23 protein-coding genes and 1 tRNA gene are annotated in these 22442 nt (G+C 76.3%); 10 read left to right on the top strand and 14 right to left on the bottom strand.

Annotated features, from left to right (window positions below):
- Positions 1-13 precede the first annotated feature (13 nt).
- Entirely contained in the window at positions 14-1150 is a 1137-nt protein-coding gene (locus ACFVS0_RS13565) for a LacI family DNA-binding transcriptional regulator (protein WP_430564430.1), read from the bottom strand.
- 101 nt (positions 1151-1251) lie between these two features.
- On the opposite strand from ACFVS0_RS13565, the gene ACFVS0_RS13560 reads away from it, so the two are divergent.
- Complete coding sequence (locus ACFVS0_RS13560) at positions 1252-2535, top strand: MFS transporter (RefSeq protein WP_430588257.1); 1284 nt, start codon at positions 1252-1254, stop codon at positions 2533-2535.
- A 2-nt stretch (positions 2536-2537) separates the two neighbouring features.
- Positions 2538-3764: a UDP-N-acetylmuramate dehydrogenase gene (locus tag ACFVS0_RS13555; RefSeq protein ID WP_430564446.1), complete on the top strand. Its 1227-nt coding sequence runs from the start codon at positions 2538-2540 to the stop codon at positions 3762-3764.
- Between the two features lie 18 nt (positions 3765-3782).
- On the opposite strand, the gene ACFVS0_RS13550 is transcribed toward ACFVS0_RS13555, so the two are convergent.
- The 5 genes from ACFVS0_RS13550 to ACFVS0_RS13530 all read right to left on the bottom strand — a co-directional run bounded on the left by ACFVS0_RS13550 (position 3783) and on the right by ACFVS0_RS13530 (position 8466).
- Entirely contained in the window at positions 3783-4808 is a 1026-nt protein-coding gene (locus tag ACFVS0_RS13550) for a L,D-transpeptidase family protein (RefSeq protein WP_430588256.1), read from the bottom strand.
- 287 nt (positions 4809-5095) lie between these two features.
- Positions 5096-5380: an SHOCT domain-containing protein gene (locus tag ACFVS0_RS13545; RefSeq protein ID WP_430550533.1), complete on the bottom strand. Its 285-nt coding sequence runs from the start codon at positions 5378-5380 to the stop codon at positions 5096-5098.
- Between the two features lie 143 nt (positions 5381-5523).
- Complete coding sequence (locus ACFVS0_RS13540) at positions 5524-6189, bottom strand: response regulator (RefSeq protein ID WP_430588255.1); 666 nt, start codon at positions 6187-6189, stop codon at positions 5524-5526.
- Positions 6186-7427, bottom strand: coding sequence for a sensor histidine kinase (locus ACFVS0_RS13535; RefSeq protein WP_430588254.1), 1242 nt, complete (start codon positions 7425-7427; stop codon positions 6186-6188). The genes ACFVS0_RS13540 and ACFVS0_RS13535 overlap by 4 nt, the downstream gene beginning before the upstream one ends.
- Positions 7428-7437: 10 nt before the next feature.
- Positions 7438-8466, bottom strand: a complete 1029-nt coding sequence (locus ACFVS0_RS13530) for an EamA family transporter (RefSeq protein WP_430588253.1) — start codon at positions 8464-8466, stop codon at positions 7438-7440.
- A 70-nt stretch (positions 8467-8536) separates the two neighbouring features.
- Here ACFVS0_RS13530 and ACFVS0_RS13525 point away from each other — a divergent pair, with 70 nt between their 5' ends.
- From ACFVS0_RS13525 to ACFVS0_RS13510, 4 genes are all read left to right on the top strand, one after another.
- Positions 8537-9481 (top strand): LysR family transcriptional regulator, encoded by a 945-nt coding sequence (locus ACFVS0_RS13525; RefSeq protein WP_430588252.1) that lies wholly within the window; start codon positions 8537-8539, stop codon positions 9479-9481.
- Between the two features lie 37 nt (positions 9482-9518).
- Complete coding sequence (locus ACFVS0_RS13520) at positions 9519-10628, top strand: DNA glycosylase AlkZ-like family protein (RefSeq protein WP_430588251.1); 1110 nt, start codon at positions 9519-9521, stop codon at positions 10626-10628.
- An 85-nt stretch (positions 10629-10713) separates the two neighbouring features.
- Positions 10714-12072: a phosphotransferase gene (locus ACFVS0_RS13515; protein ID WP_430588250.1), complete on the top strand. Its 1359-nt coding sequence runs from the start codon at positions 10714-10716 to the stop codon at positions 12070-12072.
- A 106-nt stretch (positions 12073-12178) separates the two neighbouring features.
- Positions 12179-12598 carry a hypothetical protein gene (locus tag ACFVS0_RS13510; protein ID WP_430588249.1) on the top strand — a complete coding sequence of 140 codons (420 nt, stop codon included), beginning with the start codon at positions 12179-12181 and terminating at the stop codon, positions 12596-12598.
- Positions 12599-12686: 88 nt separating this feature from the next.
- Here ACFVS0_RS13510 and ACFVS0_RS13505 read toward each other — a convergent pair whose 3' ends face one another.
- Genes ACFVS0_RS13505 through ACFVS0_RS13470 form a run of 8 tightly spaced genes read right to left on the bottom strand, consistent with a single transcriptional unit; the run spans position 12687 to position 20207 of the window.
- Complete coding sequence (locus ACFVS0_RS13505; protein ID WP_430550525.1) at positions 12687-13343, bottom strand: response regulator transcription factor; 657 nt, start codon at positions 13341-13343, stop codon at positions 12687-12689.
- Positions 13340-14932: a sensor histidine kinase gene (locus ACFVS0_RS13500; RefSeq protein ID WP_430588248.1), complete on the bottom strand. Its 1593-nt coding sequence runs from the start codon at positions 14930-14932 to the stop codon at positions 13340-13342. The genes ACFVS0_RS13505 and ACFVS0_RS13500 overlap by 4 nt, the downstream gene beginning before the upstream one ends.
- Positions 14932-15309: a hypothetical protein gene (locus tag ACFVS0_RS13495; RefSeq protein ID WP_430588247.1), complete on the bottom strand. Its 378-nt coding sequence runs from the start codon at positions 15307-15309 to the stop codon at positions 14932-14934. Before ACFVS0_RS13495 ends, ACFVS0_RS13500 begins: the two co-directional genes overlap by 1 nt.
- A 7-nt stretch (positions 15310-15316) precedes the next feature.
- Positions 15317-16396, bottom strand: coding sequence for an adenosine deaminase (locus ACFVS0_RS13490; RefSeq protein WP_430550522.1), 1080 nt, complete (start codon positions 16394-16396; stop codon positions 15317-15319).
- Between the two features lie 38 nt (positions 16397-16434).
- Positions 16435-17082 carry a response regulator gene (locus tag ACFVS0_RS13485; protein WP_430550521.1) on the bottom strand — a complete coding sequence of 216 codons (648 nt, stop codon included), beginning with the start codon at positions 17080-17082 and terminating at the stop codon, positions 16435-16437.
- Positions 17079-18380 (bottom strand): sensor histidine kinase, encoded by a 1302-nt coding sequence (locus ACFVS0_RS13480; protein ID WP_430588246.1) that lies wholly within the window; start codon positions 18378-18380, stop codon positions 17079-17081. The genes ACFVS0_RS13485 and ACFVS0_RS13480 overlap by 4 nt, the downstream gene beginning before the upstream one ends.
- Positions 18367-19263 carry an ABC transporter permease gene (locus ACFVS0_RS13475; protein WP_430564443.1) on the bottom strand — a complete coding sequence of 299 codons (897 nt, stop codon included), beginning with the start codon at positions 19261-19263 and terminating at the stop codon, positions 18367-18369. Before ACFVS0_RS13475 ends, ACFVS0_RS13480 begins: the two co-directional genes overlap by 14 nt.
- Positions 19260-20207, bottom strand: a complete 948-nt coding sequence (locus tag ACFVS0_RS13470; protein WP_430588245.1) for an ABC transporter ATP-binding protein — start codon at positions 20205-20207, stop codon at positions 19260-19262. Before ACFVS0_RS13470 ends, ACFVS0_RS13475 begins: the two co-directional genes overlap by 4 nt.
- Positions 20208-20484: 277 nt before the next feature.
- On the opposite strand from ACFVS0_RS13470, the gene ACFVS0_RS13465 reads away from it, so the two are divergent.
- The 4 genes from ACFVS0_RS13465 to rplK all read left to right on the top strand — a co-directional run bounded on the left by ACFVS0_RS13465 (position 20485) and on the right by rplK (position 22361).
- A tRNA-Trp gene (locus ACFVS0_RS13465) sits at positions 20485-20560 on the top strand.
- A gap of 130 nt (positions 20561-20690) precedes the next feature.
- Positions 20691-20951, top strand: a complete 261-nt coding sequence (secE, locus tag ACFVS0_RS13460) for a preprotein translocase subunit SecE (RefSeq protein WP_430550517.1) — start codon at positions 20691-20693, stop codon at positions 20949-20951.
- Between the two features lie 62 nt (positions 20952-21013).
- Entirely contained in the window at positions 21014-21859 is an 846-nt protein-coding gene (gene nusG, locus ACFVS0_RS13455; protein WP_430588244.1) for a transcription termination/antitermination protein NusG, read from the top strand.
- A 70-nt stretch (positions 21860-21929) separates the two neighbouring features.
- Positions 21930-22361, top strand: coding sequence for a 50S ribosomal protein L11 (rplK, locus tag ACFVS0_RS13450; RefSeq protein ID WP_380323551.1), 432 nt, complete (start codon positions 21930-21932; stop codon positions 22359-22361).
- Positions 22362-22442 lie beyond the last annotated feature (81 nt).

Here is a 22442-nt window from a genome sequence, read left to right as displayed (position 1 = left end):
CGCCGGGCCGGCGTCAGGCCTGCGGGTCGGCGGGGCGGACGACGTCGGGCACGGGGCCGGTCGTGGTGCCGGGCACGAGCTCCACGGGGAGCGTGGTGCAGGTGGGCTCCTCGTCCGCGAGCACGCCCAGGACGGCGCGGCCGAGCGCGGCGCCCTTGGCCTGCAGCGGCTGGTGCACGCTGGTGAGCACGTCGGGGGAGAGCCACGGCAGGTCGATACCGTCGAAGCCCGCGACCGAGACGTCCTCGGGCACGCGCAGCCCTAGCTCGCGGGCCGCGATGACGGCACCCGCGGCGAGCAGGTCCGAGTGCGCGACGATCGCCGTCGGGCGCTCCGTCTCGGGCACCCACGCCCCGAGGATCTCCGTCGCGGCGTCGCGACCGTGCTCCACGAGGGACGCGGGCGTTTCCCACGAGATCACGGGCTCCACCGCGTCGCGGACGCCCGCGAGACGGTGCCGCGTCGACGTGCGGTCCGCCTGGGCGAGGCGCGCCGCGTCGATCGGGCCGGACCGCTCGGCGGCGTCGAGAGGCAGCGTGATCTCCGCGATGCGGGTGTGCCCCAGCTCCTGGAGGTGGCGCACGGCCAGGGCCGTGCCCGCCCGGTCGTCCAGGGCCACGAGCGGCGCGCCCTCGACCCGGCCGCCCTCGCCGACCACGACGGGGACGTCGCGGCGGCGCAGGGCCGCGAGCGTCGCGTCGTCGGTGAGCACGCCCCACACGAGCACGGCCACGTCCATGGCGGCGGACTCCAGCAGGGGGTCGACGGCGGGCACGGGCGCCGTCTCCTCGCCGTCGACGCGCGGCCCGGGGACCGCGCGCACGCCGGGGATGAGCAGCACGCCCAGGCCCTCGGCGCCGAGCACGTCCACGAGGCCGTCGAGCACCTTGACCGCGACCGGGTCGCGGAAGGCGCGGCCGGGCTGGTCGCCGAGGACGACGCCCACGATGCCGGAGCGTCCGGAGCGCAGCTGCCGGCCCAGCGGGTTGGGGCCGGAGTAGCCCAGCTCGGCGGCGGCGGCGAGCACCTTGTCGCGCGTCTCGGCGGTGATCGGTCCCGCGCCCGAGAACGCCAGCGAGGCGGTGGAGACCGAGACACCCGCGAGCTCGGCCACCCGCGCGAGGGTCGGTCGGGCGTTGCTGCGGCCCATGGGGCTCCTTCCGGCGAGGTCCGGGGCGAAGCCTACCTGCGCTGACCAGCGCGTGCTCGAATCGATTTGACCGGCGTGGCGGAATCCGGAAGCGTCGGACCGTGAGCACCGATCTGCCGCCCGAGCGCCCGGCCGCGCCGCCCGCGCACGCCGTCCGTGCGGCCTGGGCCGTCTTCGTCGTCTTCGTGGTCGCCGGGATCGGGATGGCCACGTGGGCCTCCCGCATCCCCGCGGTGCGTGACGGCCTCGGCTTCTCCGAGGCGGAGATGGGCGTGCTGCTGCTCACGGGAGCCATCGGGTCGCTCGTCGCGCTGCCGCTGTCGGGCATGATCGCCTCCCGCATCAGCGCCGGCCGCACCTGCGTGTCGTTCGCCGCGCTGGCCGCCGCCGGCTTCGCCGTCGCCACCCTCGCCGTCGACGGCGACCACCCGATGCTGGTGCGCGTCGGCCTCTTCCTCGGCGGCATGGGCGTGGGCATCTGGGACGCGGCGATGAACCTCGAGGGCGCCGTCGTCGAGCAGCGCCTGGGGAAGTCCGTCATGCCGCGCTTCCACGCCGGCTTCTCGCTCGGGACGGTCGCGGGCGCGGGCATCGGCGCCCTGGCGGCGCACGCCGGCGCCTCGCTGCCCGGGCACGTCATCACCGTGATGGTGATCGACCTGCTGGTGGTGGTGGCCTGCGTGCGGTTCTTCGAGCCGACGGCGGACGCCGCGGCGGTGGGGGCGCCCGCGCCGGACACGCGGGCCGACCCGGCCACGGCCGTCGACACGGGCACCGGCCACACCCTGCGCGACACCCTGGCGACCTGGCGCGAGTCGCGCACGCTGCTCGTGGGACTGGTCGTGCTCGCCGCCGCCCTCACCGAGGGGGCGGCGAACGACTGGGTGAGCCTCGCCGTCGTCGACGGCTTCGGCACCGACGACTCCGTCGGCGCCATCGGCCTCGCCGTCTTCCTGTGCGCGATGACGCTCGCCCGGCTGGCGGGCACGTCGCTCATCGACCGCTACGGCCGCGTGCCCATGCTGCGGGTGTGCGGCGCGGCCGCGCTCGTGGGCGTCCTCGTCTTCGCGCTCGTGCCGTCCCTCTGGGTCGCGCTGGTCGGGGTCGCGATCTGGGGCGCCGGCGCGTCGCTCGGGTTCCCGCTGGGCATGTCCGCCGCCTCGGACGACCCGAAGCGTGCCGCCCTGCGCGTCTCCGTCGTCTCGACGATCGGGTACTCGGCGTTCTTCGTCGGCCCCGCGCTCATCGGCTTCCTCGCCGAGCACGTCGGCTACCGCGACGCCCTGCTGGTGCTGGCCGTGCCCGTGGCGCTGGGGCTGCTGGTCGCCGGGGCGGCGAAGCCGCTGCCGGCCGCTCCCGACCCGGCGCGTACGCTGGGCGAGTGAGCCTGTCGACCCTGAACACGCCGTCCGCCGACGAGCCCGCCCGTGAGCACGACGGGCGCGAGACGGCCGCTCCGGCCCTCTCCGAGCTCACCACGCTGCGCGTCGGAGGCCCGGTCGACGAGTACGTCGAGGCGGAGTCCGAGGCCGAGCTGATCGACGCGGTGCGCGCCGCGGACGACGCCGGGCGGCCGCTGCTCGTGATCGGCGGCGGCTCCAACCTGCTGGTCGCGGACGAGGGGTTCGCCGGCGTCGTCGTGCGCGACGCGCGCCAGGGCCTCAGCGCCGACCTCGAGGACTCCTGCGGCACCGACGGCGCCTGCGGGGGCGCGAGCCTGCGCCTGCCCGCCGGGCAGGACTGGGACGCCTTCGTGGCCGAGGCCGTCGCGAACGAGTGGGTGGGGGTCGAGGCGCTGTCCGGCATCCCGGGCACCCTCGGCGCCGCGCCGGTGCAGAACATCGGCGCGTACGGCCAGGAGGTGTCCGGCGTCGTCGCGTCGGTGGTCACCTGGGACCGCGCCACCGGCAGCCGCAGGACCTTCACGCTCAGCGAGCTGGGCTTCGGGTACCGCACGTCGCTGCTCAAGCGCACGATGCGGGCCGACGGCGGGGAGGGCGCGCCCTGGTACCCCACGCCGCGGTACGTCGTGCTCGAGGTCAACCTGCAGATGCGGCTCGGCAGCCTGTCCGCGCCCGTCGGCTACGGCGAGCTCGCCCGGCGCCTCGGCGTCGAGGTGGGGCAGCGCGCGCCGTCGGCCGAGGTGCGCGAGGCCGTGCTGGAGCTGCGGGGCGGCAAGGGCATGCTGCTGGACGGCGTGGGCGGGGTGCCGCTCGGCGATCACGACCGCTGGTCGGCGGGGTCGTTCTTCACCAACCCGGTGCTGCCGGCCGACGCGGCGGACGAGCTGCCCGAGGACGCGCCGCGCTTCGCCGTGCGCTCCGCGACGCCGGAGTCGACGGTGAGCCCGAGCCTCGGCGTCGTCGACCCGACGCTCGTGAAGACGAGCGCCGCCTGGCTCATCGAGCACGCGGGGTTCACCAAGGGCTTCGGCGTCGCTGGCGAGCACAGCCCGGCGCGCCTGTCGACACGCCACACGCTCGCGCTGACCAACCGCGGCGGAGCGACGGCGGCCGACCTCGTGGCCCTCGCCCGCGCCGTGCGCGACGGCGTCCGCGACGCGTTCGGCATCGAGCTCGAACCCGAGCCGGTCCTGGTCGGCACCGCCCTGTAGCCGGCACCGCCGGCCGGGTCAGTAGAGGACGACCGGGGTGCCCTTCGGCGTGCCCCACGAGTCCCAGAGCCAGTTCATCGCGGCGTTGGACACGCGCACGCAGCCGTGCGACGCGGGGTACGGCGGGATGGACCCCGAGCCGTGCACCGCGTACCCGCCGGAGAAGTACTTCGGCCGGTACATCGACCCCAGCTCCAGCGTGGACTCGTGCATGCCGTTGCGCTCCATGTACACGGCGTAGGAGCCGCGCGGCGTCGTCGCGTGGTAGCTGCGGCCCTTGGCCTCGTACGTCTCGCCGTTGCCCGACGACGCGTTGATGATCCGGGTGACCTTGCCGCCCTCGACGGTCATGAGCAGCTGCCGGTCGAGGTCGATCTCGATCGCCTTGCCCGACGACGTGCGCGCCTTCGGGCGGACGCCGTCGTCCAGCGCGGCATGCGTCTTGGGACCCACGACGCCGTCACGGTACTGCCCGGCGGCCTTCTGCAGCGCCCACACCGCCTGCTGGGTGGCCGGGCCGAAGCTTCCGTCGGCGTCCTGGATGAAGTACCCGAGCTCCTGCAGCCGCTCCTGGAGCGCGACGACCCGCTCGCCGGAGTCGCCGTACTCGAGCATCTTGTCCCGCTCCTCGGCGGCCTTCTTCTCCGCCGCCTCCTGCTCTGCCTGCTCCTTCGCGGCCTTCTCGGCGGCCTTCTTCTCGGCCTCCTTCTTCTCCGCGGCCTTCTTCGCCTTCTCCGCGGCCCGTTCCTCCGCAGCGTCCTGCTCGGCCTGCTCCTCGGCGGCCTTCTTCTCCGCCGCCTTCTTCTCGGCGGCCTCCTGCTCGGCCTGCTCCTGCGCGTCCTGGTCGGCACGACCCTGCGCGTCGTCGGACGCCGACCCGGCGCCGTCCTCGGACGGGGGAGCGGAGGTCGTCGGGGCCGCGCCCGGCTCGGGCTCGGTCTCGCCGGACAGGGGAGCGCACCCGGCGAGGGTCAGGGCGAGCACCACCGGGACGCCGACGAGCGACGCCAGCAGGCGTCGCCTCAGGCTGGGAACCGTACGCATGGAGCCCCTTCCGCGCCGTCGGCGCACCAGGCGCGCCGCGGGGTACCACCGTGCCCTGCGGGTGCCCGGGGCGCGAACGCAGCGCTCCGTTCGTGTCGTGATCGTCACCGTGTCGTGACCTGTCGTCTGCCGTTCACCTGCTCAGACGCACGACGGAGGGAAAAGGTTGGGCCCGGTCCGCGGGGCGAGCGAACCCGTCGAGAACGCGGTCGGTCCCGCCGCCCTCGGGGGGCGGCGGGACCGACCACGTTCTCGACCGGAGCGGCGCCGGTCGTCAGCGCCGGTCGTCAGCGCCGGTCCTCCTTGAGGACGGCGAGCCGCTGCCGGTACTCGGCCTCGTCGATCTCGCCGCGGGCGTACCGCTCGCCCAGGACGTCGACGCCGCCCGCACCGCCGCGGGCCCACGGCGGGCCGTACCGGCGCGCGCGGCGGGCGATGAGGAACACGACGGTGGCGAAGAGCAGGAACCACAGGATCGGGAAGACGATCCACCAGCCCGGCCCGCCGCCGGCGGCGTACGGGTGCGCGGCGAGGGCCGCGGGGACGGCGGTCGCGGTGGCAGTGGTGAGCATCGGGGACTCCTCGTGACGGTGGGTCCGCCCGGTGCGGGCCCTTCGCCACCACCGTCGCCCGGCGGGGCGGGCGCCGTCGTCAGCCCCTCGTACCGACCTGCGTCGTCCCGTCGTGCCGGCCCGGTGCGCCCGGCCGGCGGAGGTCAGCCGGTCCAGCCCGGCCGCACGACGCCGCCCTCGTACGCCGCGACGACGAGCTGCGCGCGGTCGCGGGCGCCCAGCTTGGCCATGACGCGCGAGACGTGCGTCTTGACGGTCGATTCGGACAGGTAGAGGGCGCGCGCGATCTCGTCGTTGGACAGGCCGCCGGCGACCTCGACGAGCACCTCGCGCTCGCGGGCGGTGAGGTCGTCGAGGCCGGGAGGGGGCGGCACGTCGCGGGTCGCGTCGGCGACCCGGGCGAGCAGCCGGCGGGTGACGCCGGGGGAGAGCAGCGCGTCGCCGGCCGCCGCCACGCGCACCGCGCGCACGAGGTCGGCGGGCTCGGTGTCCTTGACGAGGAAGCCGCTCGCGCCGCCGCGGATGGCCTCGGCCACGTACTCGTCCAGCTCGAACGTCGTCACGACCACCACGTGCACGCCGCCCGCGCCCGGGTCGGCGACGATGCGCCGGGTCGCCTCCAGCCCGTCCGCGCCGGGCATCCGCACGTCCATGAGCACGACGTCGGGCCGCAGCTGCAGGGCCAGGCGCACGGCCTCGTCGCCGGTCGCGGCCTCGCCCACCACGGTCATGTCGTCCTCGGCGTCCAGCAGCGCGCGGAAGCCGCCGCGCACCAGCGCCTGGTCGTCGGCCAGCAGCACCCGGATCATGCGTCCTCCCGCGAGCTGTCGGACCCCCGCGGCGCCCGAGGAGGCCGTGCGTCCGACGGCCCCGGGGCGGGCGCGTCGGCGGGCAGCGGGATGGTCGCGACGACGGAGAACCCGCGCGCGCCGGGCCCGGCGGCGAGGGCGCCGCCCGCGCCCTCGACGCGTTCGCGCATGCCGCGCAACCCGTAGCCGACCGCGTCCCCGCGCGCGCCGGACGGCCCGCCGTCGTCGTCCACCGCGACGCGCAGCAGGTCGTCGTCCCCGGCGACGCGCACGACGACGGTCCGCGCCCGCGACGCGTGCCGGCCCACGTTGGTCAGCGCCTCCTGCACCACGCGGTACGCCACGCCGGCGAGGTGCGCGGGGACGGCGCCCGGGGGCAGGAGGTCGGGGTCGACGTCGAAGCGCACGGCGACACCGCGGGCGCGCAGCGGCTCCGCCAGGCGGGGGAGGGCGGCGAGGTCCCAGGTGGGCGTGCGCGGCTCAGAGGTGCCGTCGCCGCCGTCGTCCTCGCCGCGGACGACGCCGAGCACGGCGCGCACCTCGTCGAGCGCGTCGCGGCTCGTGACCTTGATGGACGCGAGCGCGGAGCGCGCCTGGTCGACGTCGCGGTCCAGCAGGTGCAGCCCGACGCCCGCCTGCACGTTGATCGCGGACAGGGAGTGCGCGAGGACGTCGTGCAGCTCGCGCGCGATGCGGAGGCGCTCGGTGGCGACGGCGGTCCGCTCCCGGTCCGCGCGGGCGGCCCGCCACGCGGCGGCCCGGGCGAGCCGCTCCCGGACGCCGGTCGCGACCAGCAGCGCGACGGCGGTCCAGGCGGCGCCGCCGAGCAGGCCGCCGACGCGGGCCCCGTCGTCGCGCAGGGCGGCCGCGCCCACCACGACGCCCCACATCAGCACGGCGCCCGACCAGGCGACGACCCGCGCCCGGGCGGCGGGCCCCGTGAGCAGCACCATGACCAGGACTCCGACCGTGCCGCCCAGCGCCGGCCCCCAGGCGTAGCCGAGCGCGAGGTAGGTGCCGACGGCGCCGACCGCGAGCAGCACCGCGAGGACGGGGCGGCGGGGGAGCGTGAGCAGCACGACCGGCCCCACGAGCGCGAGCAGCAGCCCCAGCGCGTCGACGTCGCGCGCGCCCGGCTGCCAGTGCGACGCCCCGAACGTCCCGGCCGTCACGACGACGGCCAGCGCCACCGCGAGGAACAGCCGGGGGCGCCACCGGTCGAGCGGGCCGCGGTCCATGCCCGGCACGCTACGCCGCGGCGCCCTCCCGCGCGTCCGCCCGGGGTGCCGTGCCGGGTCGTCCCGGGGGACCATCCGCCCGCCGACGGGCGCCCGCCCGCGGGCGGGGCGTGACGGCCCGGTCCCGGGCGAGCAGCACGGCCCCGAGGACGAGGGCGATGCCGAGGACCGCCGTCGGCGTGAGCGCCTCGCCCAGCACGGCGACGGCCAGGACGGCGGCGCCGACCGGTTCCAGCAGCGAGAGCAGCGCCGCCGACGTGGCGCCGACGCCGCGCTGGAGCCCGGCGTAGAACGCCAGGTAGCCGACGGCGGTCTGCACGAGGGCGAGGAAGGCGAGGGTCCACCACGCCGTGGCGTCGAGGGAGCCGAGCGCGAGGCCGGTCCCGGCGGCGGGGAGCAGCGACACGAGCCCCGCCAGCGTGAACGACGTCCCGAGCAGCGGGGCGGGCCCCAGCCCGGGCAGCGCGCGCCGGTTGACGACGGTGGTCGCGGCGAACGCGACGGCGGCGACGAGCGCGAGGGCCAGTCCCGCTGCCAGGTCCCGGGACGAGCCGGCGACCGGCCGCACGCCGCTGACGAGCGCGAGCCCGACGACGGACGTCACGAGTCCCATGAGCACCGGGACGCGCGGGAGCCGGCGCGCGCGGACGGCGGCGCGGGCCGCCACGACCAGCGGCGCCGCCCCCAGGGCGACCACGGTGGCGACCGCGACGCCCACGTGCGCGACGGACTGGAAGTAGGCGGCCCCGAAGACGGCGGTCAGCGCGGCGGTGAGCGCGACGTGCCGCGCGGAGGCGCGGGTCCGGGGGACCCGGCGGAGCTGCCCGGTGGCCGCGGTGACCGCGAGCACGGCCAGGCCGCCGCCGAGCAGGCGCAGCGCCGAGACCGCGGTGGGCGACATCGCGCTGTGGGCGGCGATCGTCGCGGCCGCGACGCCGCCCGTGCCCCACAGCAGCGCGCCCGCGGCGACCAGGACGGCACCGCCGCGCGCCGGGGCCGGTCCGTCCGCGGAACGGGGCGGGAGGTTCGACGTCGACATCGCCCCATCGTGGGCGACGCATTGCTGTAGATCAATAGAAGTTCTGCGTGGTCTGCCTTAAGATTTTGTGATGCAGCAGGCTCGTCCGACCCACCTGGACCCCCGCCGGATCGCCACCCTCCTCGCGGTCCACAGGTACGGCGGCATCGTGGCCGCCGGCGCGGCGCTCGGCGTCTCCCCGTCGGCCGTCTCGCAGCAGGTCGCGCGCCTGGAGGCGGAGTCGGGCCAACGGCTCGTGGACCGGCAGCCCGCCGGGGCCGTCCTCACGCCCGCCGGCCGGCTGGTCGTCGCCGCGGCGGAGCGCATCGAGGCCGAGCTCACCGACACGCGCCGGGCCCTCGCCGAGCTGGCCGGCGAGCCGAGCGGGACCGTCGCGGTGGGCGCGTCGCCCACCCTGGTCGGCGGCCTGCTCGCGCCGCTGGCCGGGGGGCTGGCGCGCACCGCCCCCGGCCTCGACGTCCACCTGTGCCAGACCGAGGGCGAGGCCGCGCAGCGGGACCTGCGCCGCGGAGACCTCGACCTGATCCTCACCGAGACCGAGAGCGCCATCGGGCGGACCACCCCCGCCGGGATGCGCGACGTGCCGGTCCTGGACGAGCCGTGGCTGGTCGTGCTGCCCGCCGACCGGCCCACGCCCGAGCGGCTGACCGACCTGGCCCACGCCACCTGGCTCGGGGCCGAGGCGGGCCACGCGGCCGACCGCGTGGTGCAGCGCGCGCACGCCGCGTCGGGGGCGACGACGCCGCTCACGCACCGGTACGACGACTACGCGGTCGCCCTCGCGCTGGTCGCCGCCGACCTCGGCGTCGCCGTCGTCCCGGCGCTCGCGGCGCGGGACCCCCTGCCCGAGGCCGTGCAGGTCGTCGCGCTGCCCGGGCTGGGGACGCGGCAGATCGTCGCCCGGCACCGCACGACCGGAGGGGCGCCCGGTCCGGCGACCCTTGCCGTGCTCGACCAGGTGGTCGCCGCGGGCAGGTCCGTCGCGGCGGGCGTGGCGGCGGACGTCCGCGGGTAGCCGGTCGGGTGTCGGGGCCCGGCGCTACCGTCGTCGGGTGGTCACCGACCGGGGCACGGGCACGTCCGTGAGGCTGACGCGGGACCAGGCCCGCCGCATCGCGGTGCGGGCCCAGCTGCTCGACGCCCACCGCCCGGACGACCTCCTGGCGACGGTCGAGCACCTGATGGTGCTGCCGGTCGACCCGACCGCCGCCGTCGCGCCCGCCGTCGACCTGGTCCCGTGGTCGAGGCTCGGCCGCGCGACGTGGCCCGGGGCGGTGGAGGACGCGCTCGCCGACCGGATGCTCTTCCGCCTCGGCGGCACGGTGCGGTCGATCGAGGACCTGCCGCTGTACCTCGAGCAGATGCGCCGGTGGCCGTTCGGGGACTGGCGCGCCGGCTGGTTCCACGACAACGCGCCGTTCCTCGACGACGTCCTGCGCCTGCTCGAGGCCGAGGGGCCGCTCGTCGCCCGCGACGTCCCCGACACGAGCGTGCGGCCCTGGCGCTCGACCGGCTGGACCGGGCACCGCAACGTCACGCAGATGCTGGAGTTCGCGAGCCTGCACGGCGACGTCGCCGTCTGCGGGCGACGGGGCCGCGACCGGCTGTGGGACCTGGCCGAGCGCGTGTACCCGGACGTCGACCCGCTGCCGCGCGCGGAGGCGGCGCGCGAGCGGGTCGCGCGCCGCGTGCGGGCGCGCGGCATCACCCGGGCCCGCCTGCCCGGCCTGCCGGGGGACGAGGACCACGTGGACCTGGTGGGCACGCCGGTCACCGTGGAGGGCACCGAGCGGACGTGGCTCGTGGACCCGGCAGCCCTGGACGGCGTCGACGAGCCGTTCGAGGGCCGCACCGCGGTGCTCTCGCCGTTCGACGCGCTCGTGCAGGACCGTGCCCGGCTGCTGGAGGTCTTCGACTTCGACTACGTGCTCGAGATGTACAAGCCGCGCGCCGAGCGTCGCTGGGGCTACTTCGCGCTGCCCGTGCTGCACGGGGACCGGTTCGTCGGCAAGGTCGACGCCACCGCCGACCGCAGGGCGGGCGTGCTCCGGGTGGACGCGATCCACGAGGACCTGCCGTTCGACCCCGACGTGTCGCAGGCGGTGCGCGGCGAGCTCGCGGACCTCGCCGGGTGGCTCGGGCTCGACGACGTGTCCCTCTGACGCTCCCGCCCTCCGGCCCGGCCGGATGAGAGTCCTCTCATCGACGTCTCACCCCGGTCACGCGCGCGCCGCGTCGGATGGTGCCGTGCCGCCCACCAGCCCCGCCCTGACGCGCCCCGCCCCGACCGGCCCCGCCCCGACGTCTCCCGCGGACCACCGCGCCTGGCTCGACCTGCTCACCGGCGACGCGGCCGCGGACGTCCTGGGCGCGGCGCTCGCGGCCGACGGCGCCGCGCTCGAGTCGTGGTCGGTGCGGCAGGTGCACGCGCGCCCCGGCGCCGAGGTCACCGTGGCGTACGACGTCGTCGCGCGTCGCGAGGCCGGCGGGCGCACGGTCCGCGGGCCGGAGCACCTGTTCGCGACGAGCGCCCGCGCGTCGGCGTTCCGCCGTGCCCGCGGCGACCGGGCCGGTGCCGACGCGGACGGCGGCCTCGGCCCCGGCGTCGTGCGACTCGACGACGGCGGGCGCACGGTGCACGTGTGGCGCCACCCGCACGACCCGGCCCTGCCCGGGCTCGCGGCGGGCAGCACGCCCGACCGGGTGGCCGGGCGCCTGCGCGCCGCCGGGTCCGACGCCCCGCTGCTCTCCCTCGAGACCGTCACCTACCGCCCCCTGCGCCGTGCCGTGCTGCGGGCGCGCACCGCGGACGGCGCCGCGTACGTCAAGGTGGTGCGCCCGACGCGCGTCGACGACCTCGTGCGGCGGCACGCGCTCTTCACGGCGCGCCCCGGCGGCGTGGCCGCGCCGCGGGTCCGGTCCTGGGCCGCCGACGGCGTCGTCCTGCTCGACGAGGTCCGCGGCGAGTCCGTCGCGGAGCTCGTCGCGCGCACCCCCGCCGCCGACCAGCCCGCCGGCATCGACCCGGCGGAGCTGCTGCGGGTCGCGACGGCGCTGCCGCGCGCGGGCCTCGCCCTGCCGCGCCGCCCCGCGTGGGCCGACCGCTCGGCCCACTACCTCGGTGCCCTCGCGACCGTGCACGGGGTCGACGCCGCCCGGCTCGCCGCGCTGCGCGAGGCGATCGACGTCGTCGTCGCCGCGGGCGACCCCGGGCCGCTCGTCGTGACGCACGGCGACCTGCACGCCGCGAACCTGCTGCTCGACCCCGGGACCGGCCGGGCGGACGCCGGCGGCCGGGCCCGACCGCGCGTCGGCGCCGTGCTCGACGTCGACACCCTGGGCCCCGGGTACCTGGTGGACGACCTGGCGTGCGCCGTCGCGCACCTGGCGGTGCTGCCGTCGCTCGACCCGGGCGCGTACGCGGGGGTGGGCGGGCTGGTGGACCGTTGCCTCGAGGCCTTCGGCAGCGCGGTGGAGCCGGCCCTGCTGGGTGCCCGGGCCGCGGCCGTCGTCGTCTCCCTGGCGGCGGGGGCCGAGGACGCCGCGGCCGTCGGGGCGTTCCTCGACGTCGCCGAGCGCCTCGCCGCGGACGCGGCCGCAGTCTGAGAACCCTCTCATCCACGCCTCCCGGCCCTCTCACGGTGGCCCACGAGGCTGGGGACCAGTCGGCGGGAGACGCCCGCCAGGAACCACCCGACGAAGGAGCAGCACGATGAAGGCACGCAGCGCATGGATCGTCACGGGCGCGCTGGGCGCGGTCGGCCTGGGTGCCGGCGTCGCCGCGGCCCAGGGCACGTTCGACCGCACGCCGTCCGACGCGGTCGTCGCGTCCGCCGTCCAGGTGGGCGACGACGGGGCCCCGGCGGGCTCGGCGGGCTCGGCGGCGGTGGGCACGGCCGCGAACCCGTCGCCCGCGGCGACGGCGAACGGCACGTCCATCACCACCGTGACGGCGGGCTCGGTCGCCACGGCGACCACCGCGCCGACGACGCAGACCGCGAACACCGCCCCGTCCGCCCAGACGGCGCCGACCGCCGCCAGCCCGGCGACCGCGGCCTCTCCGGTCAGCCCGGTCAGCCCGGTCACCCCGCAGTCGGCGCAGACCGCCCCGACGGCGGCGTCCGCGGACTGACCACCCCGACCCGCCCCGTCGGCGAACAGGCGGTTGTGCACGTTCTGACCGTTCAGAACGTGCACGACCGCCTGTTCGGCATGTCGGGTCAGGCCAGGCGGTAGCCCATGCCGCGCACGGTGACGAACCGCTCGGCACCGAGCTTGTTGCGCAGGTAGCGCACGTACACGTCCACCACGTTGGAGCCCGGGTCGAAGTCGTACCCCCACACCCGCGAGAGCAGCTGCTCGCGGCTGAGCACCTGCCCGGCGTTGCGCAGGAACGCCTCGGCGAGCGCGAACTCCCGGGCCGACAGGTCCACCTCGACGCCGGCGGCGGTGGCCCGGCGGGTGCGCAGGTCGAGGCTGAGGTCGCCGTGGCTGAGCACCGTGACCTCGCCCGCCGGCTCGGCCCGCAGCCGCAGCCGGATGCGGGCCAGCAGCTCCTCGAAGCGGAACGGCTTGGGCATGTAGTCGTCGGCGCCGCCCTCGAGCCCGGCCACCGTGTCCGCCACGGACGTGCGGGCGGTGAGGATGATGACCGGCAGCGTCACCCTCGCCTCGCGCAGCCGGCGCAGCACCGTGAAGCCGTCCTGGTCGGGCAGCCCGAGGTCGAGCACCATGAGGTCGAAGTCGCCCGACGACGCGAGGTCGAACGCCTCCCGCGCGGTCGCGACCGTCGTGCTCGCGTAGCCGGAGGCGCGCAGCCCCTTCGCGACGAACGACGCGATGCGGGTCTCGTCCTCCGCGATGAGGATCTGGCTCACGTGGCGGGTCCTTCCCGGTCGGGGGCGGTGCGCGGGGGCAGCTCGGGGGTGGGCGCGGAGCGCGCGGTCGGCGCCGTGCGGCCGACGGGGGGCACGGCGCGCCCGGGGGTCGGGTCGGGGCCCGCGTCGGGCACGGGCAGCACGGGCACGACGACCGCGAACGTGGAGCCCCGGCCGGGGACGGACTCGACCGTCACCTCGCCGCCGTGCCCCTCGGCGATGGCCGCGACGATCGCCAGGCCGAGCCCGGAGCCGTCCCGCCGCTCGCCGTCGTGGTCGCCGCGCGCGAAACGGTCGAAGACGCGCTCCAGGTCGTCCGGCGCGATGCCGACACCCTCGTCGCGCACCCACAGGCGCACGCGCGCCCCGTCCGGTGTCGTGCGCGACCCGATCGCGACCACGCTGCCCGGCGCGGAGAACTTCACGGCGTTGGCGGCGAGCTGCAGCCACGCCTGGGTGAGGCGCTGCGCGTCCGCCATCGTGCGGGCGTCGGTGCGGGAGTCGACCAGCCAGGTGCGCTCGCCGAGCGTCCGCGCCTTGTCGAGCACGTCGTCGGTGAGCCGGCCCAGCTCGACCGGCGCGGGCCGCACGAAGTCGGGCTGCCCGACGGTCGCGAGGGTGACCAGGTCGTCGACCAGGCGGTGCATCCGGTCGAGCTCGTCGAGCGCGAGGTCGCGCGTCTCCGCCGCGTCCGCCGGGTCGGCGGTGTCCATGAGCTCCAGGTGGCCGCGCACGATCGTCAGGGGCGTGCGGAGCTCATGCCCGACGTCGTCGAGCAGGCGGCGCTGGGACTCGAACGAGCCCTCGAGCCGGTCGAGCATCCCGTTGAAGGCTCGCGTGAGGTGGGTGAGGTCGTCGTTGCCCGACTCGGGGATCCGGGCGGACAGGTCCGACTCGCCGATCTGCTGCGCGGTGCGCGCGAGCATCCGGATCGGGCGCAGCAGGCGCCCGGCGAGCAGCCACCCCACGACGCCCGTCACGACCAGCGCGGCGAGCGCCACGAGCGCGTAGCTGCGGAAGACGGCCTGGGTCTCCGCGTGCTCCGCGACCCGGTCGTAGGCGAGCACGAGCGCCGCGGGCTCGCTCGACGTCGGCACGGCGCCGTTCGCCCCGGGCAGCGCGGCGACGGGCGCGACGAGCGCGCGGTAGTCGGTGGTCGCGGTGCTGATCGTCCGCAGCACGACCTGGTCGGAGTCGAGCAGCGGCGTGACCGCGGCGACGAACTCGGCGTCGTCCTGGAGGTGCACCTCGACGGCCTGCTGGGACACCAGGGGGCGCTGTCCGGTGCGGAGCCCGATGACGCCCTCGTGCCGGGCGGGGACGTCGAGCTGGATGGCGGTCACCACCACCTCCTCGGCCGACGAGAACGGGTCGCCCGTCACGGGGTCGACGCCGGACGCGGCGAGGGTGCGCAGCTCGTCGGCGCTCTCGGTGAGGTCGGCGTCGATGCGGTCGTCGACCTGCTCGTACGTCAGGAGGTACGCGGTCGCCCCGGCCAGCGCGACCGCGAGGGCGGTGAGGGCGAGGAGGACGGCCAGGATGCGCGTGCGGACGGTCGGCCCGCCCTGGGGCCGCGGGGTTCGCGCCATCAGTCGTCCTCGTCCGTGTCGGGGGCGTCGTCATCGTCGTCCGGACCGTCGTCATCGTCGTCGGGCCCGTCGTCGTCATCGTCGTCGTCCGTGGGCGGGACGGGCGCGACGCCGCCGTCGTCGGACGTCCGCGTCGGCGTGGGCGTGGGGCTCCCGGACGGCGACGGCGTCGCCTCCCCGGACGGCGACGGCGTCGGCGACGCCGGGTCGGGCGTGGGGGAGACGACCACGACGCCGCCCACGTCGCGGTCCTCGGGCACCGACGACATCGCGGCGGCAAGGACCCCGCCGATCAGCGCGACGAGCGCCACGCCGAGCACCCAGGGCACCGCGGCGCGCCACCGACGTCCCGACCGTTCCGCCGCCCGTTGAGCCATGGCCGGATCATCCCGCGGACGGATGAGACGCAGATGAGAGCGCGTCGGCCCCGTGCCCCGGCCCCGGGTCGGGTGCCGCGAGCCAGGCGTCGACGTCGGCCAGCAGGCGGCGCCGCGTGCTGTCCGACGCCCGGCTCGCCCGCACCGACGACCGTGCCAGGTCCGCGAGCTCGGCGTCGGTGAACCCGTGCACCTCGCGGGCGGCGACGTACTGGTCGAGCAGCCGGGAGGAGAACAGCAGCGGGTCGTCCGCGCCGAGGGCGACGCGGGCGCCCGCCTCGACCAGCGGCCGCAGCGGCACCTGGGACGTGTCGGCGTACACGCCGAGGCCGACGTTCGAGGCGGGGCACACCTCGAGGGCCACCTCGCGCTCCACGAGCTCGGCGAGCAGCGCGGGGTCCTCCCCGGCCCGCACCCCGTGGCCCAGCCGGTCGGGGTGCAGGGCGTCGACGACGTCGCGCACGTGCGCCGGGCCGAGCAGCTCGCCGCCGTGCGGCACCGACGCCAGCCCGGCCCGGCGTGCGATCCGGAACGCGGCCGCGAACTCGGCGGTGTCGCCGCGCCGCTCGTCGTTGGACAGACCGAAGCCCACGACCTCGCCCGGGCCGTCGCCCGCGTACCGGGCCGCGAGGCGGGCGAGGGTGCGGGCGTCGAGCGGGTGGCGCATCCGCGACGCGGCCACGACCACCGCCACCTCGACGCCGTGCGCGGCGCTCGCGGCCCGCGCCGCGTCCAGCACGATCTCGACCGCCGGCGTGATGCCCCCGACGAACGGCGCGTACGACGTCGGGTCCACCTGGATCTCGAGCCGCCGCGACCCCTCGGCGGCGTCGTCCTCGGCGGCCTCGTCGACCAGGCGGCGCATGTCCGCCTCCGACCGCACGCACGCGCGGGCCGCGTCGTAGAGGCGCTGGAACCGGAACCAGCCCCGCTCGTCGGCCGGCACCCGCAGCGGGTCGCCGTCCGTGAGGGCGCTCGGCAGCCGGACACCGTGCCCGGCCGCCATGTCGCGCAGGGTGGGCACCCGCATCGACCCCGTGAAGTGCAGGTGCAGGTGGGCCTTGGGGAGCTTCGCCAGATCGCGCACGGCGCCAGTCTGCCCCGACCCGGTGGGTGCGGGCCCGGTCAGGGCAGCCAGCCGCGCTCGCGCGCCACGGTCACGGCGGCGGTGCGGTCGTCCACGCCCAGCTTCGCGAACGCCCGCAGCAGGTGCGTCTTCACCGTGGCCTCCGCGATGTACAGCTCCCGCCCGACGGCGGCGTTGGACAGGCCCCGCGCCACGAGGCCGAGCACCTCGGCCTCGCGCGCCGTGGGCCGCTCCGCCGCGGTCCGCACGCTCGTCACGAGCCGGGTCGCGACGCCCGGCGCCAGCACGGTCTCGCCCCGCGCGGCCGCGCGCACCGCCGCCACGAGCTCGTCGCGCGGGGTGTCCTTGAGCAGGTAGCCCGTCGCGCCCGCCTCGACGGCGCGCAGGATGTCGGCGTCCGTGTCGTACGTCGTGAGGACGACGACGCTCGGCCCGCCGCCGCGGGACGCCCCCACGATGCGCGCCGTCGCGCCCACGCCGTCCAGGCGGGGCATGCGCAGGTCCATGAGCACGACGTCGGGCGCCAGCTCGACGGCCAGCGCCACCGCGACCTCGCCGTCCGGGGCCTCGCCCACGACCTCGACGTCGGGCTCGCCGTCGAGCATCCCGATGATCCCCGAGCGCACGACCGGGTGGTCGTCGACGACGAGCACGCGCACCGTGCCCGTCGTCCCCGCCCCGCTCACGCGGCGCCGCCCGAGGCCGGCACGTGCACCTCGACGCGCGTGCCGCCGCCCTCGCCGGGCTCGACGACGAGCGTGCCGCCCACCGCGGAGACGCGCTCCCGCATCCCGGCCAGCCCGAGACCGTCGACCTGGCCGGGCGGCAGGCCCCGCCCGTCGTCGGTCACCTCGAGCCGCACGTCGGGCGGCGCCCCGGGGACTGAGCCGCCTCGGGCGAGCAGGATCGTCACCGCACGAGCGCCCGCATGCCTGCGCACGTTCGCCAGCGCCTCCTGCGCCGAGCGCAGCAGCACCACGTCGGCGGCCGCCTGGCCCGTGGCGCCGCCGGTGCGCGCCGGGCCGGCCGCCCCGGCCACGTCCAGCGTCACGGGCGTGCCCGTCTCGGCGGTGAACCGCTCGGCCAGGCGGCGCAGCGCCTCGGCCAGCGTCGAGCCCTGGAGGGGCACGGGTGCGAAGGCGGCGACGAGCGCACGGGCCTCCGCGAGGTTGTCCCGCGCGGTCTGCTCCACGACCAGCAGCCGCTCCCGGGCGCGGTCCTGCTCGCCCCGGTCGAGGGCCGCCGACGCCGCCTGCGCCTGCGTCACGACGCTCGTGAAACCCTGCGCCAGCGTGTCGTGGATCTCCCGGGCGATGCGCTCCCGCTCCGCCGTCACGCCCGCCGCGTGGTGCGACTCGGCGAGCTCCGCCTGCGCCTGGCGCAGCTCGTGCAGCAGCCGCGCCCGCTCCTCCGAGCGGCGCATCGTCGCGGCGAACCAGAGCCCGAGCAGCACGGAGAACGCGATCGCGATGCCCATCTGCGGTGCGGCCTCGATCAGCGTCGGGACGTCGAACCCCTGCTGGGCGGCGATGGCGAACGTGGTCGCGACGCCGAGGGCGACGCTCGCCACCACGGCGCGGCGCGGCGGCTCCAGCAGCATCCAGAGCTGCGTGAACGACGCGAACAGCAGGAACGTGGCCAGGCCGCCCTGGGCGACGGCGACCGCGGTCCCGACGATCAGCACGACCGTGTAGGCCAGCGCCCGCCGCTGGTCGCGGCTGCGGGCCGCGGGAGCGCCCCACACGGCGTACCCGACGAGCATGACGGCCATCGCGGCGTACGCCGTCCACAGCTCGCGGGCGTTCGAGTCCCCGCCGAGCGCCATCGCCGACGCGGTCAGCAGCACGATGAGGACGAACCCGACGTCCCACCACACGACCTGCCGGTCCCAGGGGTCGGACGTCACCCGGGCGACCTCGTCGTCGGCCGCCGCGCCGGACGATGCGGCGGGCTCTGTGCCGGGGGCGCCGTCAGCCGTCGTCACGGCGCCGCCACCGGAAGGTGCGCACCCCGACGACCAGCCCCACGATCAGCCATGCGACCAGTACAGCAGCGGTCGCGGGGTGCTGCCAGGACCCGCTCGTCTCGAGCGCCGCCATCTCCTCCGGCAGGAAGACGGACCGCATGCCCTGAGCGATCCACTTGAGGGGGAACACCGAGGCCAGGGTCTGCATCCAGCCCGGCAGGGCGAAGAACGCGAAGAACACGCCCGAGATGAACTGCAGCACCAGCACGACCGGCGTCACGACGGCGCTCGCGGACCGCCCGGACCGCGGCAGTGACGAGAACCCGACGCCGCAGACCGTGCCGGCGGCGGCCCCGAGCGCGAACACCCAGGCGAACGTGGTCCAGCGGCCGGCGTCGGTGGGCAGCGGGACGTCGAAGGCGAGGGCCGCGACGGCCAGCAGCAGGGCCGTCTGCACGACCGACGTCGCGAGCGTCAGCGCCACCTTGCCGCCCACGTACGCGGTCACCGGCAGGGGAGTGGCGCGCAGGCGGCGGAGCGTGCCGTCGTCGCGCTCCACGGCGATGGAGACGGCCAGCGACTGGAAGCTGGTGAGCATGATGCCGGTCGCGACCATGCCGGGCAGGAAGTACTGGGCGAAGCCGATCTGGGCGACCTCGGTGCCCTGGTCCTCGCTCCCGAACACGGACGCGAAGATCGCGAGCATGACGATGGGGTAGGCGAACACGAAGATCACGGCGTCGCGCTCGCGCCAGAACTGGCGCAGCTCCACGGCGGCCCGCACCAGCGTGAGCCGTCCGAGCCCGGGCAGCCGCCCGCCCGTGTCCGCCCGGCCCGACGACGCGGCGGTCGCGCCCGTCGACACCTGGTCCACCTGGTCCGCCTGGTCCGTGGTGCTCATCGGTCGTCCTCCGTCGTCAGGAGCCCCAGGTAGACGTCCTCGAGGCTGGGGCGGGTGATGCACAGGTCGGCGACCTCGCCGTCGGCGCCGGCGACGGTCGCCATGAGGTGCGCGGCGAGCGCCGTCGGCGCGTCGGTGCGCTCGGAGTGCCGGACGCCGTCGGCGGTCCAGGTCACCAGGGGGGTGCGCGCGCCCGGGCCGCCGAGCGTCTCGGGCGTCCCTTCCGCGACGACGCGCCCGTCGCGCACGACGGCGACGCGGTCGGCCAGGTGCGCGGCCTCGGCGAGGTCGTGCGTGGTGAGCAGGATGGTGGTGCCGGTGTCCCGCAGGCCCAGCACGAGGTCCCAGAACGTCCGCCGCGCCTGCGGGTCGAAGCCGGTGGTCGGCTCGTCGAGGAAGAGGAGCTCCGGGTGGCCGACGACGCCGAGCGCGACGTCGAGCCGGCGCCGCTGCCCGCCCGACAGGGAGCGCACCCGCGCGCCCGCCTTGGGCGCGAGGCCCACGGCCTCGACGACCTCGTCGGGGTCGCGGGGCGCCGGGTAGTACCGGGCGGTGGAGCGCACGGACTCCGCGACGGTGAGCTCCGCCTGGTCGCGCGAGTCCTGCGCGACGACGCCGAGCCGCGCCCGCCAGGCCCGCCCGGCCCGGGCGGGGTCCTCGCCGAGCACGCGCACCTCGCCGGCGTCGCGGTCGCGGAACCCCTCGAGGATCTCGATCGTCGTCGTCTTGCCCGCGCCGTTGGGGCCGAGCACGGCGACGATCTCGCCCGTCGCGAGGTCGAGGTCCAGCCCGTCGACCGCCTGCTTGGGCCCGTAGCGCTTGGCGAGCCCGCGGACGCGGACGGCGCCGCCGGGGGACTCCGGTGCGACGGGGGGACGGACGCCGGGACGCCCGCGAGGGGCGGCCGGCGGGGGAGCCGGGGAGGGTGTCGTCGTCGAGGTCATGCGTCGAGCCTCCCGCCCGCGGGGGGCCCCGCGGGAGCCTCGGACGGCGGGACCGCGGGTCCACCGATCGGTGGACGGCGGGCGTCGGGCGGACGGCCGGGCGGGAGTGTCGAGCCCGGTTCGAGCCCGGTTCGAGCGTGGTTCCGGCGTGGTTCCGGCGTGGTTCGACCCAGGCCCCTGCGTCGCGTACAGTTGTCCCTCGGTGGTTGATGCCCGCCAAGATCGAGCGCGCCCTTCCGGGGTGCTTCGAGCGTGGCGACACGGGTGTCGAGCACGAAGGGTAGTGGCGCAATTGGTAGCGCAGCGGTCTCCAAAACCGCAGGTTGCAGGTTCGAGTCCTGTCTACCCTGCCAGCGTGATCCCCCGCGGGGCCGCGCGCAGCGGGGCCATCCGCATGACCCCGGAACGCCAGGAGTCAGTGCCGTGGGCGCGTCGCCGGCAGGTGGCGTGGCCGCGGCGGGAACGCGAAACGGGGTAGAGCGAGTGAGCGAGTCACCGGCTGAGGCCGTGGGGACGCCCGGCGGGGGCAGGTCGGCCACCGGCAAGCGCCCGAACCTGTTCGCGCGCATCGCGCTCTTCGTGCGCCAGGTCGTGGCGGAGCTCCGCAAGGTCGTGACCCCGACCCGCTCGGAGCTGGTCAACTACACGATCGTGGTGCTGGTGTTCGTCACCGTGGTCATGCTGTTCGTGGTGGCCCTCGACTGGGTCATCGGACTGGGCGTCCTCGCCCTCTTCGGCGACTGACCTCGGCAGGCCACCGGACGCCCGCCCCCGAAGCAAGCAGATTCCAGAAAGCAGGTTCGTTCGTGTCCCAGGATCCGCTGGACCAGACGGAGAACGTCGACCCCACCCAGCCCGACGCCGACGGCGCCGCGGCTGACCTCGACGTGCCCGCGGACCCCGCCACGGACGCGGCGGCCGAGGCGGACGTCGAGGACGCTGCCGACGAGACCGTCGAGGACGAGGCCGCCGAGGACGAGGACGCTGCCGACGAGGCGGACGAGGACGTGCGCCCGTCGGACGCCGACGGCGACGTCGTCGAGGACCCGGCCGAGGAGTTCCGCCGCACCCTGCGCTCGCAGCTCGGCGACTGGTACGTCATCCACTCGTACGCCGGGTACGAGAACCGTGTGAAGGCCAACCTGGAGAACCGCATCCAGAGCCTGAACATGGAGGACTACATCTTCCAGATCGAGGTCCCCATGGAGGAGGTGACCGAGATCAAGAACGCGCAGAAGAAGACCGTCCGCCGCGTCCGCATCCCCGGTTACGTCCTCGTGCGCATGGACCTCACGGACGAGTCGTGGGGCGCCGTGCGCCACACGCCGGGCGTGACCGGCTTCGTCGGCCACACGCACCAGCCCGTGCCGCTGACGCTGGACGAGGTCTACTCGATGCTGGCGCCGGTGTTCGTCGAGACGGCCCCCGAGGCCGGCAAGGCCGCGGCGGCGTCGGGCGCGACGGCGAAGGCCCCGGTCGAGGTCGACTTCGAGGTCGGCGAGTCGGTCACCGTCACCGACGGCCCGTTCGACACGCTGCCCGCCACGATCTCCGAGATCAACGCCGAGGCCCAGAAGCTCCAGGTCCTCGTCTCCATCTTCGGCCGGGAGACCCCGGTCGAGCTGTCGTTCAACCAGGTCGCCAAGATCTGACGGACGCGGTACTGCAACCGGGTCATCGCCCACGGCGTCGGCCCACGAACAAGAAAGTCAGGGAAGAGTCATGCCTCCCAAGAAGAAGGTCTCCGGCCTCATCAAGCTCCAGATCAACGCCGGTGCGGCCACGCCCGCCCCGCCGATCGGCCCCGCGCTCGGTCAGCACGGCGTGAACATCATGGAGTTCTGCAAGGCCTACAACGCGGCCACGGAGTCGCAGCGCGGCAACGTCGTCCCCGTCGAGATCACCGTGTACGAGGACCGCTCGTTCACGTTCATCACGAAGACGCCGCCGGCCGCCGAGCTCATCAAGAAGGCCGCCGGTGTGGCCAAGGGCTCCGCGACCCCGCACACCGTCAAGGTCGCGCAGCTCACCCAGGACCAGGTCCGCGAGATCGCGCAGACCAAGCTCCAGGACCTCAACGCGAACGACATCGACGCCGCGATGAAGATCGTCGCCGGCACCGCTCGTTCGATGGGCATCACCGTCGCGGAGTGATCCGTGAGCGGGCCGCCCGGACCGTGACCGGATCCTTCCGGCGCGGTCCGGGCGGCTCGGACCAAGTCCCGGCGATCGACG

Source organism: Isoptericola sp. NPDC058082 (assembly GCF_042885055.1).
GTDB lineage: Bacteria > Actinomycetota > Actinomycetes > Actinomycetales > Cellulomonadaceae > Isoptericola.
This window is presented reverse-complemented; position numbering and strand designations above follow the sequence as displayed.